This window comes from Diaphorobacter limosus, from assembly GCF_033100095.1.
Lineage (GTDB): Bacteria > Pseudomonadota > Gammaproteobacteria > Burkholderiales > Burkholderiaceae_C > Alicycliphilus > Alicycliphilus limosus.
The window spans coordinates 885,183-900,375 of the sequence record NZ_CP136921.1 but is presented as its reverse complement, the minus strand read 5'-3'; the positions used below and the strand labels follow the sequence as shown (position 1 = coordinate 900,375).

Annotated in this window: 10 protein-coding genes; 4 read left to right on the top strand and 6 right to left on the bottom strand. The window is 65.6% G+C overall.

The features are described 5' to 3' along the window. Window positions 1–30 precede the first annotated feature (30 nt). Complete coding sequence (locus P4826_RS04370) at window positions 31–1,077, bottom strand: quinone-dependent dihydroorotate dehydrogenase (RefSeq protein WP_317702693.1); 1,047 nt, start codon at window positions 1,075–1,077, stop codon at window positions 31–33. Between the two features lie 35 nt (window positions 1,078–1,112). On the opposite strand from P4826_RS04370, the gene rpiA reads away from it, so the two are divergent. Further along, window positions 1,113–1,802, top strand: a complete 690-nt coding sequence (gene rpiA / locus P4826_RS04365) for a ribose-5-phosphate isomerase RpiA (protein WP_317702692.1) — start codon at window positions 1,113–1,115, stop codon at window positions 1,800–1,802. Between the two features lie 6 nt (window positions 1,803–1,808). Here the strand turns inward: rpiA and P4826_RS04360 are convergent, their stop codons facing one another. The 5 genes from P4826_RS04360 to P4826_RS04340 all read right to left on the bottom strand — a co-directional run bounded on the left by P4826_RS04360 (window position 1,809) and on the right by P4826_RS04340 (window position 8,755). Next, window positions 1,809–2,447 carry a glutaredoxin family protein gene (locus P4826_RS04360; protein WP_317702691.1) on the bottom strand — a complete coding sequence of 213 codons (639 nt, stop codon included), beginning with the start codon at window positions 2,445–2,447 and terminating at the stop codon, window positions 1,809–1,811. A 117-nt stretch (window positions 2,448–2,564) separates the two neighbouring features. Continuing rightward, window positions 2,565–4,595: a M3 family metallopeptidase gene (locus P4826_RS04355; protein ID WP_317702690.1), complete on the bottom strand. Its 2,031-nt coding sequence runs from the start codon at window positions 4,593–4,595 to the stop codon at window positions 2,565–2,567. 50 nt (window positions 4,596–4,645) lie between these two features. Then, complete coding sequence (folD, locus tag P4826_RS04350) at window positions 4,646–5,494, bottom strand: bifunctional methylenetetrahydrofolate dehydrogenase/methenyltetrahydrofolate cyclohydrolase FolD (protein WP_317702689.1); 849 nt, start codon at window positions 5,492–5,494, stop codon at window positions 4,646–4,648. A gap of 82 nt (window positions 5,495–5,576) precedes the next feature. Then, window positions 5,577–6,203, bottom strand: a complete 627-nt coding sequence (locus P4826_RS04345; protein WP_317702688.1) for a response regulator transcription factor — start codon at window positions 6,201–6,203, stop codon at window positions 5,577–5,579. Continuing rightward, entirely contained in the window at window positions 6,200–8,755 is a 2,556-nt protein-coding gene (locus P4826_RS04340) for a PAS domain S-box protein (RefSeq protein ID WP_317702687.1), read from the bottom strand. Before P4826_RS04340 ends, P4826_RS04345 begins: the two co-directional genes overlap by 4 nt. A 174-nt stretch (window positions 8,756–8,929) precedes the next feature. Here P4826_RS04340 and aceE point away from each other — a divergent pair, with 174 nt between their 5' ends. Genes aceE through lpdA form a run of 3 tightly spaced genes read left to right on the top strand, consistent with a single transcriptional unit; the run spans window position 8,930 to window position 15,172 of the window. Next, window positions 8,930–11,626, top strand: a complete 2,697-nt coding sequence (gene aceE / locus P4826_RS04335) for a pyruvate dehydrogenase (acetyl-transferring), homodimeric type (protein ID WP_317702686.1) — start codon at window positions 8,930–8,932, stop codon at window positions 11,624–11,626. A gap of 17 nt (window positions 11,627–11,643) precedes the next feature. After that, on the top strand, window positions 11,644–13,293 hold the full coding sequence (gene aceF, locus P4826_RS04330; protein WP_317702685.1) for a dihydrolipoyllysine-residue acetyltransferase: 1,650 nt from the start codon (window positions 11,644–11,646) through the stop codon (window positions 13,291–13,293). A gap of 13 nt (window positions 13,294–13,306) precedes the next feature. Then, window positions 13,307–15,172: a dihydrolipoyl dehydrogenase gene (gene lpdA, locus P4826_RS04315; RefSeq protein ID WP_425605218.1), complete on the top strand. Its 1,866-nt coding sequence runs from the start codon at window positions 13,307–13,309 to the stop codon at window positions 15,170–15,172. Window positions 15,173–15,193: the final 21 nt, after the last annotated feature.

Genomic DNA, 15,193 nt, shown 5'->3' with positions numbered 1-15,193 from the left:
GGCCCTTTGCTATTTCAGCGCATGGCCTGGTCAGCGCATGGCCTGGATGGCGCGTGCGGCGCGGCCGATCAGGGTCGGGCCCTCGTAGATCAGGCCGGTGTAGATCTGCACGAGGTCGGCACCCGCGCGGATTTTGCTCACCGCGTCCTCGGCGCTCATGACGCCGCCCACGCCGATGATGGGGAAGGCCGGCCCCAGCGCGGCGCGCAGCTGCGCGATGACGGCGTTGCTCGCCGCCAGCACCGGTGCGCCGCTCAGGCCGCCGGTTTCTGCGGCATGGGGCAGCCCCTGCACCGCGTCGCGGCTGATGGTGGTGTTGGTGGCGATCACGCCGTCCATGCCGTGGCGTTGCAGCGTGGCGGCAATCACGCTCACTTGCTCCTCGCTCAAGTCCGGGGCGATCTTCACAAAGATGGGTACGCGCCGGCCCTGGGCGGCAGCGAGCTTTTCACGGTGCCCGGCCACGGCGCCAAGCAGGCCGTCCAGCGCCTCGTCGCTTTGCAGCGCGCGCAGGTTCTGCGTGTTGGGCGAGCTGATGTTCACCGTCACATAGTCGGCATGCGGGTACACGCCCTCCAGGCAGGTCAGGTAGTCGCGCGTGGCGTCCTCGATGGGCGTGCTGGCGTTCTTGCCGATGTTCAGGCCCAGCAGCAGCGGCTTGCCCTGCCGGCGCACCTGGGACTGTTGCACGTTGGCGATGAAGGCGTCCAGCCCCTCGTTGTTGAAGCCCAGGCGGTTGATCAGGGCGCGCGCCTGGGGCAGGCGGAACATGCGCGGCTTGGGGTTGCCCGGCTGGCCCTTGGGCGTGACGGTGCCCACCTCGACGAAGCCAAAACCCATGGCGGCCAGGCCGTCAATGCAGCGCGCGTTCTTGTCCAGGCCGGCGGCCAGACCCACGCGGTTGGGAAAACGCAGGCCGGCTAGCGTGACGGGGTCGCTCACGGTGTCGTTGCACCAGGCCCATTGCAGTGGCGTGCGCTGGCCGCGGGCCAGCATGTCCATGGTCAGCTCGTGGGCGGCTTCGGCATCCATGCCAAAGAGAAAAGGGCGGGCGAGGGCGTAGGGAAGTAGGGACATGGAGATAATTCAAGGTTCACTCCCGATTTTCCCCCATGACTGCACCCACCACGCTTTCCCAAGACGAACTCAAGACCCTGGTCGGCCAGGCCGCGCTGCACTATGTGGTGCCCGGCGAGATCGTGGGCGTGGGTACGGGCTCCACTGTCAACAAGTTCATAGACGCGCTGGCGACGATCAAGGACAGCATTCGCGGCGCGGTGTCCAGTTCCGAGGCCAGCACCGCGCGCCTGCAGGCGCTGGGCATACCGGTGTTCGATGCCAACGAGGTCGAGCGCCTGTCGGTGTACATCGACGGCGCCGATGAGATCGACGGCGCCGGCTACATGGTCAAGGGCGGCGGCGCGGCGCTGACGCGCGAGAAGATTGTGGCGGCGCTGGCCGAGCGTTTTGTCTGCATCGCCGACGAGTCCAAGCTGGTGCCGGCGCTGGGCGCCTTTCCGCTGCCGGTGGAGGTGATCCCCATGGCGGCGGCGCAGATCGTGCGGCGTTTTGCCGCCATGGGCGGCCAGGCCACGCTGCGCTGCAAGGATGGCCAGCCGTTGGTGACCGACAACGGCCAGCATATCCTGGACGTGCGCGGCCTATCGATTGCCGAGCCGCTGGCCTTCGAGAGCCAGGTCAACCAATGGCCTGGCGTGGTCACCGTGGGCGTTTTCGCGCACCAGAAGGCCCATGTCTGCCTGCTGGGCACGGCGCAGGGCGTGCGCACGCTGCAGTTCTGAACGGTTCTAAAAGATGATGCCGGCCGGGTTGGACGGCGACTTGCCTGTCGCGGGTGCCGGCGCCGGGCGTGCCGCCGGTGTCGCGGCGGCAGGTGCTGCGGCTTCCGTGGCCGGTGCCGCCGGTTTGGCTGCCACCAGCGGCGTCGGCGCCGGGCGGCGGTAGCTGGGCGGCAGCTGCGACTGCGCGGGGTAGCCGGCGGCGTCCAGGTACTGGCTCCACTCGCTGTCGGAAAAACCCTTGAGCTGCTGGCCGCCTATGGTGCCGAACGGCAGGCTGGCCACGCCGCTCAATTGCTTGAGCGCGTCTATGTCTTCGTTGCTGGTGATGGTGCGCTCGGTGAAGGGCACGCCACGGTTGATGAGCAGGTTGCGCGCGCTGTTGCAGGGCTGGCAGTCGTTGCCGGTGTAGAGCGTGACGGGAAAGCGCGCCGCCACCTGGCGCAGCTGATAGGGCAGGGCGTCATTGGCATTGCCGCCGCGCTGGCCGCTGCCCGCCTGTGCCGCTTCGGCGCCGCCACTGGGTGCGCGGTCGGAGAACGTGACCTTGCCGTCGGGCCCGACGATGCGGTAGACCTGCTGGGCCTGCGCGGCCGTGGCCAGGGCGACGAGGGTGGCGCAGGTGGCGACAAAGCGGAGGATGGTCATGCGGCGAATCCTGTGCGGTTCTCAAAAACAATAGCTGCTTGCGCTGATATCTGGCTGGTTTAACGCTGAAAATAGTTTAAATACCTTGGTAGACAAGCGCAAGCAGCTCACTTTTTATCAGGCCATGCCCTGGTGGCGCAGCAAGGCGTCCAGCGTGGGCTCCCGGCCGCGGAAGGCCTTGAAGGATTCCATGGCCGGGCGGCTGCCGCCGGCCTCCAGAATGGCCTGGCGGTAGCGCCGGCCGGTCTCCAGGCTGGGCACGCCGTCGGCGCCGGTGGTTTCCTCGAAGGCGGCGTAGGCGTCGGCGCTCAGCACCTCGGCCCATTTGTAGCTGTAGTAGCCGGCCGCGTAGCCGCCGGCGAAGATATGGCTGAAGGTGTGGGCCGTGCGGCTGAAGGCCGGGGGCTTGAGCACCGCCACCTCGGCGCGCACGCGCGCCAGCAATGCCAGCAGGTCGCCCTGCGGCTCATGCTCGGTGTGCAGCAGCATGTCGAACAGCGCAAACTCGATCTGGCGCAGGGTCTGCATGCCGGCCTGGTAGTTCTTGGCGGCGATCATCTTGTCGTAGAGGGCGCGCGGCAGCGGCGCGCCGCTGTCCACATGGGCCGTCAGGTGCTTGAGCACCTCCCATTCCCAGCAGAAGTTTTCCATGAACTGGCTGGGCAACTCCACCGCATCCCACTCCACGCCGCTGATGCCCGAGACATCGCGCTCGTTCACATGGGTCAGCATGTGGTGCAGGCCATGGCCGAACTCGTGGAACAGGGTGATCACGTCGTCGTGGGTCAACAGGGGCGGCTTGCCGTCAACTCCTTGCGCGAAGTTGCACACCAGATAGGCCACGGGCGTCTGCAGCCGGCCGGTGTCGGGGCGCAGCCAGCGCGCGCGCGCGTCGTCCATCCAGGCGCCACCGCGCTTGCCGGCACGCGCGGGCTGGTCCAGGTAGAACTGGCCCACCAGCTTGCCGTCACGCTCGATCCGGTAGAACTCCACGGCCTCATTCCACACCGGCGCCTGGTCGCGGCGTATCGCCACCTCGAACAGGGTCTCGACGATTTTGAACAGGCCGGCCAGCACCTTGGGCGCCGTGAAATATTGTTTCAGCTCTTGCTCGCTGAAGGCATAGCGCGCTTCCTTGAGCTGCTCGGAGATATAGGGCCAGTCCCAGGCCTGCGGATCCTGCAGGCCCAGCTGCTCGGCCGCAAAGGCGCGCAGGTCGGCCACGTCTTTCTCGGCAAAGGGCCGGGCGCGCTGGGCCAGGTCGCGCAGGAAGTGGGTGACCTGCTCCGGCGTGTGCGCCATCTTGGGCACCAGCGATACCTGGCCGAAATTCTCGTAGCCCAGTAGCTGCGCCTCTTCCCTGCGCAGCGCCAGGATCTCGGTCATGACGGCGCTGTTGTCAAAGCGTTTCGCATCGCCCTCGGCCTGATCCGAGGCGCGGGTGACATAGGCGCGGTAGAGCTTTTCGCGCAAAGTGTTGCTCTTGGCGAACTGCATCACCGGCAGGTAGCAGGGCATCTTCAGCGTGAGCTTGTAACCCTGTTTTCCTTCCCCCTCGGCCGCCGCGCGCGCGGCCTGCATCACGTCGGCGGGCAGGCCTTCGATCTCCTCGGCGCTGGCGTAGTAGGCGTAGGCGTCGGTGGCGTCCAGCGCGTTTTCGCTGAATTTTTGCTGCAGCTCGGCCTGGCGCTCCTGGATGGCGGCGAAGCGCTCCTTGGCCGCGCCTTGCAGCTCGGCGCCCGAGAGCACGAAGTTGCGCATGGCGTTGCTGCGCGCCTGGCGCTGCTCGGCGTTGAGCGTCGCCGGGTCTATGGCCTTGTACTTGGCGTACAGGCGCTCGTCGGCGCCCAGGCGGGTCCAGAACTCTGTGACGCGCGGCAGGGCGGCGTTGTAGGCGGCGCGCAGCTCGGGGGTGTCGGCCACGCTGTTCAAGTGGCTCACCGCGCCCCAGGCGCGGCCCAGCTCCTCGGTGGCCACGTCCAGCACGCGGGCGATTGAGCCCCACTGCGCGGGAAAGTCGGGCGCGGTGACGCTGGCCAAGGCCGCGTCGGCGCGTGCCAGCAGCTGATCCACGGCGGGCGCCACGTCGGCGGGGGTGATGCGGTCGAACGGGATCTGGGCCGAGAAGTCGAGGAGGGGATTGCTCATGCGGGTTTAGATGGCGGCAGTGGGAGCGGGTTCAAGCAGCGATCGATCAACTACAGGCGCTCGGCCGCTTCAAGGGTGTTGACCAGCAACATGGTGATGGTCATGGGGCCGACGCCGCCGGGAACGGGGGTGATCCAGCCCGCGACCTGCTTGACGCCGTCAAAATCCACGTCGCCGCAGAGTTTGCCCGCGTCGTTGCGGTTCATGCCCACGTCGATGACCACGGCGCCGGGCTTGACCATGTCGGCCGTGAGCACATTGCGCTTGCCCACGGCGGCGACCACGATGTCGGCCTGGCGCGTCATGGCGGCAAGATCTGCCGTGCCGCTGTGGCAGACGGTGACGGTGGCGTTGGCGGCCAGCAGCATCATGGCCATGGGCTTGCCGACTATGTTGCTGCGGCCAATCACCACGGCATGCTTGCCACGCAGGTCTTGCATGCCGATCGATTCAAGCATCTTCATGCAGCCGTAGGGCGTGCAGGCCTTGAAGCCGACCTCGCCCACCATCAGCGCGCCGGCGCTGGCGACGTGAAAGCCGTCCACATCCTTCAGGGGCGAGATGGCCTCGATGACCTTGTGGTCGTCAATATGCTTGGGCAGCGGCAGCTGCACCAGGATGCCCTGGATGGCGGGGTCGTTGTTCAGCGCCGCCACGCGCGCCAGGAGCTGTTCTTCGGTCAGCGTGGCGTCGTACTTTTCGAGTACCGAGTGAAAGCCCACGTCTTCGCAGGCCTTGACCTTGTTGCGCACATAGACTTGGGATGCCGGGTTGTCGCCCACCAGCACCACGGCCAGGCCTGGTGTGATGCCACGCGCCTTCAGGGCTTGCGTGCGCTGGGCGACTTGCGCGCGCAGTTGGCGCGAGAGGGCGTTGCCGTCTATCAGTTGGGCGGTCATTGTTGAACTAATCCGGAATACAAATGAAAAAGCCGCCTGGCGCTTTTGTGGCGGGCGCAGGCAGCTATGAATAAAGGAGTAATCAAGCCTTGGCGGTGGTCTGCCCCAGGGCAATTTTCAGCAGGTCGGCCACGGTGTTGGCGTTGAGCTTTTCCATGATGTTGGCGCGGTGCGCCTCGACGGTCTTGATGCTGATGCCCAGATCGTCGGCGATCTGCTTGTTCAAGCGGCCGGCGACGATGCGCTCGAGCACCTGGGCCTCGCGGCCGGTGAGCTTGGACAGAAGCGCATCGCGGCTGGCGGCCTGCTGGTGGTCGGTGAAGGCCTCGCGGGCATGATCGAGCATGCGCTCCACCAGGCCCAGCAACTCCTGCTCGTCAAACGGCTTCTGGATGAAATCCAGGGCGCCCTTCTTCATGGTGTTGACGGCCATGGGCACGTCGCCATGGCCGGTGATAAAGACGATGGGCAGGGGCGACTTGCGTTCCAGCAGCCTATCTTGCAGCTCCAGCCCGGTCATGCCGCCCATGCGGATGTCCACGATCAGGCAGGCCACTTCACGCGGGTCGTAGCGGGTCAGGAAAGACTCTGCCGAATCGAAGCACCGAACGCGGTAATCCTTGCCCTCCAGCAGCCACTGAAGTGAATCGCGGACGGCTTCATCGTCATCGACGACATAGACGGTACCTTTTTTCGGAATCAAGCTCATGCAGTAGTCCTTGGATATGTCGTTGCTGCTGAAGTAATAGCACTATCGCCCGTATTGGCGAGTGGTAACCAGAAAGAAAACCGACAACCGGTAACCTCTGTTGCATTGTAGAGGTTCTCCGCGGCCATCCTTCCCTGGTGCGATTCGACAATGCTGCGGCACAAATTTAAGCCTATCCCCATACCCTCGCTCTTGGTGGAGAAAAAGGCCTCGAACAAATGCGCCAGCACTTCCGGCGCCAGGCCCCTGCCGGTGTCCTGTACCGAGAATTCGATGACCTCGGCGCCATCCACCTGGCGTGGTACCACGCGCAGCTCCACGCTGCGTAGCGCCGGCGGGCGCTGCGCCTGGGCGATGGCCTCGGCGCCATTCTTCATCAGGTTGATGAGCACCTGTTCAATCAATATGGAGTCCGCCATGACCGGTGGCAGGCGGGCCGCGACATGGTGTGTCAGGCGCACGTTGTGGCGGCGCAGCTCTATTTCGGCCAACTCCAACGCTTCGCCCACCATGTCGTGCACGTTGGCCAGCGTGCGATTGGGCTCGCTTTTCTTCACGAAGGCGCGAATGCGCTGGATGATCTGGCCGGCGCGCTGGGCCTGGTGCGCGGTCTTTTGCAGCGCGGTCAGCAGAGCCTCCTCGCTGAGGGTGCCGTTCTGGATGCGCGAGACCATGCCACTGCAGTAGTTGTTTATCGCGGTGAGCGGCTGATTGAGCTCGTGCGCCACGCTCGATGCCATCTCGCCCATGGTGATCAGCCGGCTGACCGACTGGGCGCGCTCGGCCTGGCGTGCAGCCTGTTCCTCGGCCACGCGCCGCGGGGTGATGTCGGTGGCGATGACCATCTGCGCCAGCCGGCCATCGACCCAGTTCAGGTAGCGCGAGCGCACTTCCAGCCATTTGCCCAGGTCGCTGCGGTAGATCTCGGCGTTTTCCGCGCGGGCCCTGGCCAGCGGATCCACCGGCAGGCCCAACAGGTCGTCCTCTGCCCCCACGTCGTCACCACTTGGCGCAGACGGAGAGAGCGGAACACCCGCCTGCGCCACCATCTCCAGGTGCCCTCCGGTCTGCGAGCCAAACCACTGGCGGTACAGGCGGTTGGCAAACAGCAGCTCCTGGCTGCCCAGCGGGGCGACCGACACCGATGCATCCAGCGCCTCCAGCACGATGGTGAAGCGCTCGTGTGAGGCGGTGAGCTGCTCGCGCACGCGGTTGGGCTCGGTGATGTCCGTCATCGATGTCATCCAGCCGGTCTGCTGGCCGCGCGCGTCAATCAGCGGTGAGACGTACAGGCGCGCATCGAACAGGGTTCCGCTCTTGCGTCGCACGCGCACCTGAAAGCCGCCGGGCACGGTCTTGCCCGAGAGCTCGTCGCGCAGGTTGGCGTGCAGCTTGTCGTATTCGCCCTCGGGCCAGTAGCTGTAGGGCGGTGTCTGGCCCACCAGCTCGGCCTCGGTCCAGCCCGTCATCTGGCAGAAGGCGGAGTTCACGTAGGTGATGCGCCCTTGCAGATCCAGGGCGCGCATGCCGGTCAGGATGGAGTTTTCCATTGCCCGGCGGAAATTGGTCTCGACGATCAAGGCCTCTTGCGCGCGCATGCGCCGGCGCGTGTGGCGCCAGGTGGCGATCAACAGCCATGACGTCATGACGCTCAAGCTGCCCACCAGCCAGAACAGGCCACTGCCCACCACGCCCAGCGAGGTGCGGTAGGCCTGGGCGCGCAGTACCAGGCCATTGCCTACCGGCGAGACGGGGATGGCATAGGCGTTGGCCTTGGTCGTCCAGGGCAGCAGGGCGTTGTGCCTGGGCGCCAGAGGCGTTCCGGCCAGAACCTGGCCACGGCCGTCGAGCAGGGTCACGGCGTAGCGCGCCAGAACCTCCGTGGGCGTGCCGTAGCGCAGCAGGCTGTCGATGGAGTACTCGGCCAGCACCACGCCGCCAAACTGGTCATGCGGCGATAGCGGCACCTGCAATTGCAGCAGTGGGGCGGTGTCGCCTGCTCCTGCCGTTGGCAGTGAATACACGGGTTGCCGCAACTGGCGCGCCTGCTTGAACAAATCAGCTGCCTCGCCCGTCTTCAGCACCTCGCCGGTCACGCGCAACTGGCTGCTGGTCACGGTGGGGGCGGCCTGGCTGGCACGGATACGGCGGCGCTCGTCGATCCAGGTGATGGACTGCAGCTCGGGGTACTGGCTGATCAGGGCCTCGGCGCGGCTCACGAAGTCGGCGCGTTCCAGTTCTTCGTTGGACAGATCGCGCGCGATGCGCATGATCTGCTCCTGGCGCTCCAGCAGGCGCAGTCGTACGCGCTGCTGGGCGTATTCCACGTCGCGTTTGAGGGCCTCCTTTTCACGGGCGATCTCTTCGGAGCGCAAATACCAGAAAGAAGCCACGATCGCCGCCAGGAACATCAGCACCGCCGCCAGCGGGGCCAGCGTGGCAAAGCGATCCTGGCGCATCGGCGACAGGCTGCGCCACCATGCGCGCCACCAGCGCGCCGGCGTTTTTATCGCAGACACGGGTGAGCTGGGCGAGGGGCAGGGGGTGGCCATGCAGTGGAGTTTAAGGCCGCGCAGGAGCTGTTTTCATTGTGAAAAATGATGTGCATCTGCAGCAAAATTTCATAATAAGAAATCAACAGCCGCTATTTGATATTTTGTCGAACTATGCGAAACTTGCGCCCGTAATTCGTTCACCATAGTCACTCACTTCAAAGGAGACAGGGCATGTCCGATCCGACCAAAGCCAAGACTGCTGCCGATATAGACCAAGAGGAAACCCGCGAATGGCTGGAGGCGCTGTCCGCGGTCATTGAGAAAGAGGGCCCGGAGCGGGCGCACTTTCTGCTGGAGCAGCTGCTCGAACATGGTCGGCAAAGCAGCATCGACCTGCCGTTCTCGGCCAACACCGGCTATGTGAACACCATCGAGCCCGAGCAGGAGGCGCGCTGTCCCGGCAACATCGCCATCGAAAAACGCCTGCGCGCCTATATGCGCTGGAACGCCATGGCCATGGTGGTGCGTGCCAACCGCCTGCACCCGGCCGATGGTGGCGACCTGGGCGGGCACATCGGCTCGTTTGCCTCGCTGGCTTCCATGTGGGGCGCGGGCTTCAACCATTTCTGGCATGCCGAGAGCGAAACCCACGGCGGCGACTGCATTTACTTTCAGGGCCATAGCGCGCCCGGCATCTATGCCCGCGCCTTTCTGGAGGGCCGTATCAGCGAAGACCAGCTGGAGAACTTCCGCCAGGAAGTGGACGGTAAAGGCCTGTCAAGCTACCCCCACCCCAAGCTGATGCCGGGCTTCTGGCAGTTCCCCACCGTGTCCATGGGCCTGGGCCCGATGATGGCCATCTACCAGGCACGCTTTTTGAAATACCTGCACGCCCGCGGCATTGCCGACACGGCCAAGCGCCGCGTCTGGGTGTTCCTGGGTGACGGCGAGATGGACGAGCCCGAGAGCAAGGGCGCGATCAGCCTGGCGGCGCGCGAGAACCTGGACAACCTGATCTTCGTCATCAACTGCAACCTGCAGCGCCTCGATGGCCCGGTGCGCGGCAATGGAAAGATCGTGCAGGAGCTCGAAGGCGACTTCCGCGGCGCCGGCTGGCATGTCATCAAGCTCTTGTGGGGCAAGGGCTGGGACGAGCTGCTGCGCCGCGACAAGAGCGGCAAGTTGAAGCAGGTGATGATGGAGACGCTGGACGGCGACTACCAGACCTACCGCGCCATGGACGGCGCCTACATCCGCAAGCATTTCTTCGGCAAGTACCCCGAGACGCTGAAGCTGGTCGAACACCTGACCGATGACGAGATCTGGGAGCTGCGCCGCGGTGGCCACGAGCCCGAGAAGGTCTACGCCGCCTTCCATGCGGCCAATGAGCACCATGGCGAACCCACGGTGCTGCTGGTGAAGACCGTCAAGGGTTACGGCATGGGCAAGGCCGGTGAGGCCAAGAACACCGTGCACCAGACCAAGAAGCTCGACGACGAGGACATCAAGTACATCCGCGACCGCTTCAACATTCCGATCCCGGACAGCGAGCTGGAAAAGCTGCCCTATTACAAGCCGGCCGACGACACGCCCGAGATGCAGTACCTGCACGAGCGCCGCAAGGCCCTGGGCGGTTACCTGCCCAAGCGCCGCGAGCAGGCCGACGAGCATTTCACCGTGCCCGCGCTGGATACCTTCAAGGCCGTCATTGAGCCCACGGCCGAGGGCCGCGAGATCAGCACCACCCAGGCCTATGTGCGCTTCTTGACGCAACTGCTGCGCGACAAGGCACTGGGCCCGCGCGTCGTGCCCATCCTGGTCGATGAGGCGCGCACCTTCGGCATGGAGGGGCTGTTCCGCCAGATCGGCATCTACAACCCTCTGGGCCAGCTCTACACCCCGGTCGACCGCGACCAGGTGATGTATTACAAGGAAGACAAGGCCGGGCAGATCCTGCAAGAGGGCATCAACGAGGCGGGCGGCATCTGCTCGTGGATTGCGGCGGCGACGTCGTACTCGACGAACAACCGCATCATGATTCCGTTCTTCGTCTACTACTCGATGTTCGGCTTCCAGCGCTTTGGCGACTTCGCCTGGGCTGCCGGCGACATGCAGGCGCGCGGCTTCATCCTGGGCGGCACGTCCGGGCGCACCACGCTCAATGGCGAGGGCCTGCAGCACGAGGACGGCCACAGCCATATCCTGGCGGGCACCATTCCCAACTGCATCAGCTACGACCCGACGTTTGCGCATGAGGTCGGCGTGATCCTGCACGCAGGCCTGAAGCGCATGGTGGAAAAGCAGGAGAACGTGTACTACTACATCACCCTGCTGAACGAAAACTACGCCATGCCGGGCCTCACCGCCGGCACAGAGGAGCAAATCCTCAAGGGCATGTATTTGTGCAAGCAGGGCGCCGAAGGTGCGTTGCGCGTGCAGCTGCTGGGTTCGGGCTCCATCCTGCGCGAATCCATCGAGGCGCAGAAGATCCTGGCCGCCGACTGGGGCGTGCAGTCCGACGTCTGGAGCTGCACCAGCTTCAATGAGCTCACCCGTGAGGGCCAGGACGCCGAGCGCCACAACCTGCTGCACCCCACGGCCACGCCGCGCGTGCCCTTCGTCACGCAACAGCTCACCGGTCACGCCGGCCCGGTGGTGGCTTCGACCGACTACATGAAGAACTACGCCGAGCAGATCCGCGCCTTCATCCCGGCCGGGCGCAGCTACAAGGTGCTGGGTACCGACGGCTTTGGCCGCAGCGACTTCCGCAGCAAACTGCGTGAGCATTTCGAGGTCAACCGCCACTTCATCACCGTGGCCGCCCTGAAGGCGCTGGCCGACGATGGCAAGCTGCCGCTGGCCAAGGTGGCCGAGGCGATTGCCAGGTACGGCATCAAGACCGACAAGATCAACCCCCTGCACGCCTGAAGACGAGGGAGACAACCATGGCATTGATTCAAATCCAGGTACCCGATATCGGGGACTTTGACGAAGTCGGCGTGATCGAATTGCTGGTCAAGCCCGGCGATACGGTGGCGCTGGAGCAGTCGCTGATCACGGTCGAGTCGGACAAGGCATCGATGGAGATTCCGTCGAGCCACGCCGGCGTGGTCAAGGCGCTGACCGTGAAGGTGGGCGACAAGGTCAAGCAGGGCAGCGTGATCGTTGAGCTGGAGGCCGCCGATGGCGGTGCCGCCGCTGCTCCCGCGCCCGCAGCGGCGCCCACTGCCGCCGCGCCGGCCCCGGTGGCTGCCCCCGCTGCGGCCCCCGTTGCAGCAGCAGCTGCTGGCCCCATCAACGTGCATGTACCCGACATCGGCGACTTCAAGGACGTGGCCGTGATCGAGCTGCTGGTCCAGGTGGGTGATGCCATCAAGGTCGAGCAGTCGCTGTTCACCGTCGAGTCCGACAAGGCGTCGATGGAGATTCCCTCGCCCGTGGCCGGCACGCTCAAGGAGCTGAAGATCAAGGTGGGCGACAAGGTCAACATCGGTGACCTGGTGGCCGTCATCGAAGGCGCCGCGGCCGGCGCTGCGCCAGCACCAGCCAGCGCAGCTCCAAGCCCGGCACCGGTTGCAGCACCTGCATCCGCGCCGGCACCTGTGGCCGCTGCCGCCACCGCTATTGCCATGCCCGCGCACCAGCCCGGCAGCCCCACGCCGGGCCTGCCCCACGCATCGCCGTCGGTGCGCAAGTTCGCCCGCGAACTCGGCGTGCCGCTGGCCGAGCTCAAGGGCACGGGCCTCAAGGGCCGCATCACGGCCGAGGATGTGCAAGCCTTCACCCGCTCCGTCATGGCAGGCGCCGTGCAAACCCAGGCCCAGGCCGCCAGGGCCCCGGCCGGAGGTGGCTCGGGTGTGGGTCTGGATCTGCTGCCCTGGCCCAAGGTGGACTTCGCCAAGTTCGGCCCCATCGAGCGCAAGGAGCTGTCCCGCATCAAGAAGATCAGCGGCGCCAACCTGCTGCGCAATGCCATCGTGATTCCGGCCGTCACCAACCATGACGATGCCGACATCACCGACCTGGAAGCCTTCCGCGTCTCCACCAACAAGGAGAACGAGAAGGGCGGCGTCAAGGTCACCATGCTCGCCTTCCTGATCAAGGCCTGCGTCGCGGCGCTGAAAAAATTCCCCGAGTTCAACAGCAGCCTGGACGGCGATGCGCTGATCTACAAGCAGTACTACCACATCGGTTTTGCCGCCGATACGCCCAATGGCCTGGTCGTGCCCGTGATCAAGGACGCCGACAAGAAGGGCGTGCTGCAGATCAGCCAGGAAATGGGGGATCTCGCCAAGAAGGCCAGGGATGGCAAGCTGGGCCCGGCCGACATGAGCGGCGCCACCTTCACCATCTCCAGTCTGGGCGGCATTGGCGGGCGTTATTTCACGCCCATCATCAACGCGCCCGAGGTGGCCATCCTGGGCGTGTGCCGCTCGACCATGGAGCCGGTGTGGGACGGCAAGGCCTTCCATCCGCGCCTGATGCTGCCGCTGTCGCTCACCTGGGATCACCGCGTGATCGATGGTGCCGCAGCCGCGCGCTTCAACGTCTACCTGGGCCAGATCCTGGCGGACTTCCGCCGCGTGCTGCTCTGAAAGGAATACTGACATGGCAGTCATCGACATCAAGGTGCCCAATATTGGCGACTTCGCCGAGGTTGGCGTGATCGAAGTGCTGGTGCAACCCGGCGACAGCGTGGCCGTCGAGCAATCGCTCATCACCGTGGAGAGTGACAAAGCCTCCATGGAAATCCCCAGCAGCCATGCCGGGGTGGTGAAAGAGCTCAAGGTCAAGGTGGGCGACAAGGTGGCGGAAGGCACGGTGGTGCTGACGCTGGAGGCAGCCGCTGCTTCTCCCTCTCCCGCCGGGGCGGGAGAGGGCAGGGGTGAGGGTGGGGTCAGCAAGGCCACGCCGCCTGCACCCTCACCCCAACCCTCTCCCGCGAGCGGGAGAGGGGGCGAACAACCAGCGGCCGCCAGCTACGCCGGCAACGCCGACCTCGACTGCGACGTGCTCGTGCTGGGCGGCGGTCCCGGCGGCTATTCGGCGGCGTTCCGCGCCGCCGACCTGGGCCTGAAGGTGGTGCTGGTCGAGCGCTACGCCACGCTGGGCGGCGTGTGCCTGAACGTGGGTTGCATCCCATCCAAGGCCTTGCTGCATGTGGCTGCGGTGATGGATGAGGTCAGCCACCTGAAGGCCGCGGGCATCGACTTCGGCGCGCCCAGCGTCAACGTCGATACCCTGCGCGGCCACAAGGAAAAGGTGATCTCCAAGCTCACCGGCGGCCTGGGCCAGATGGCCAAGATGCGCAAGGTCACGATCGTGCGCGGCTATGGGCATTTCGTCGGCAGCCACCACCTGGAGGTGGAGGAAACGACAGGCAGCGGCCAGGACAAGACCGGCGCCAAGAAGGTCGTGCAGTTCAAGAACGCCATCATCGCCGCCGGCAGCCAGGCCGTGCGTCTGCCCTTCATGCCCAACGACCCGCGCGTGGTGGACAGCACCGGCGCGCTGGCGCTCGCTGGCGTGCCAAAACGCATGCTGATCCTGGGCGGCGGCATCATCGGCCTGGAGATGGGCACGGTGTACTCCACGCTGGGCGCGCGCCTGGACGTGGTCGAGATGATGGACGGCCTGATGCAGGGCGCCGACCGTGATCTGGTCAAGGTCTGGCAGAAGATGAACGCGCCGCGCTTCGACAACATCATGGTCAACACCAAGACCGTGGCGGCCGAGGCCACGCCGGAAGGCATCAAGGTCACGTTCGCTCCTGCCAAGGACGGCGTCACGGTGCCCGAGCCGCAGACCTACGACCTGGTGCTGCAGGCGGTGGGGCGCTCGCCCAACGGGAAGAAGATCGCCGCCGACAAGGCGGGGGTGGCGGTGACGGATCGCGGCTTCATCGACGTGGACATTCAGATGCGCACCAACGTGCCGCATATCTTTGCCATCGGCGACATCGTCGGCCAGCCCATGCTGGCGCACAAGGCGGTGCACGAGGCCCATGTGGCGGCCGAGGTCATCGCCGGCGAACTGCAGGGCAACAAGGAGCTGGCGGCAGCCGCCTTCAACGCCCGCGTCATCCCCAGCGTGGCCTACACCGACCCCGAGGTCGCCTGGGTCGGCCTGACCGAGGACCAGGCCAAGGCGCAGGGCATCAAGGTCAAGAAGGGCCTGTTCCCATGGGCGGCCTCCGGCCGGGCGATTGCCAACGGCCGCGACGAGGGCTTCACCAAGCTGCTGTTCGACGATTCACCCGAGGCCCACGGCCACGGCAAGATCCTGGGCGGCGGCATCGTCGGCACGCACGCCGGCGACATGATCGGCGAGATTGCCCTGGCCATCGAAATGGGCGCAGACACGGTGGACATCGGCAAGACCATCCATCCGCACCCCACGCTGGGCGAGAGCATAGGCATGGCGGCCGAGGTGGCGCATGGCAGCTGCACCGACGTGCCGCCGGCGCGCAAGTAGGCACACCGCCCCCCCGAGAAA

What these genes read in the sequence shown, in the direction of transcription:
- P4826_RS04355 (WP_317702690.1), bottom strand. Translation starts at nt 4,595, where the DNA reads ATGAGCAATCCCCTCCTCGACTTCTCGGCCCAGATCCCGTTCGACCGC.
- folD (WP_317702689.1), bottom strand. Translation starts at nt 5,494, where the DNA reads ATGACCGCCCAACTGATAGACGGCAACGCCCTCTCGCGCCAACTGCGC.
- P4826_RS04340 (WP_317702687.1), bottom strand. Translation starts at nt 8,755, where the DNA reads ATGGCCACCCCCTGCCCCTCGCCCAGCTCACCCGTGTCTGCGATAAAA.
- aceF (WP_317702685.1), top strand. Translation starts at nt 11,644, where the DNA reads ATGGCATTGATTCAAATCCAGGTACCCGATATCGGGGACTTTGACGAA.
- aceE (WP_317702686.1), top strand. Translation starts at nt 8,930, where the DNA reads ATGTCCGATCCGACCAAAGCCAAGACTGCTGCCGATATAGACCAAGAG.
- lpdA (WP_425605218.1), top strand. Translation starts at nt 13,307, where the DNA reads ATGGCAGTCATCGACATCAAGGTGCCCAATATTGGCGACTTCGCCGAG.
- rpiA (WP_317702692.1), top strand. Translation starts at nt 1,113, where the DNA reads ATGACTGCACCCACCACGCTTTCCCAAGACGAACTCAAGACCCTGGTC.
- P4826_RS04360 (WP_317702691.1), bottom strand. Translation starts at nt 2,447, where the DNA reads ATGACCATCCTCCGCTTTGTCGCCACCTGCGCCACCCTCGTCGCCCTG.
- P4826_RS04345 (WP_317702688.1), bottom strand. Translation starts at nt 6,203, where the DNA reads ATGAGCTTGATTCCGAAAAAAGGTACCGTCTATGTCGTCGATGACGAT.
- P4826_RS04370 (WP_317702693.1), bottom strand. Translation starts at nt 1,077, where the DNA reads ATGTCCCTACTTCCCTACGCCCTCGCCCGCCCTTTTCTCTTTGGCATG.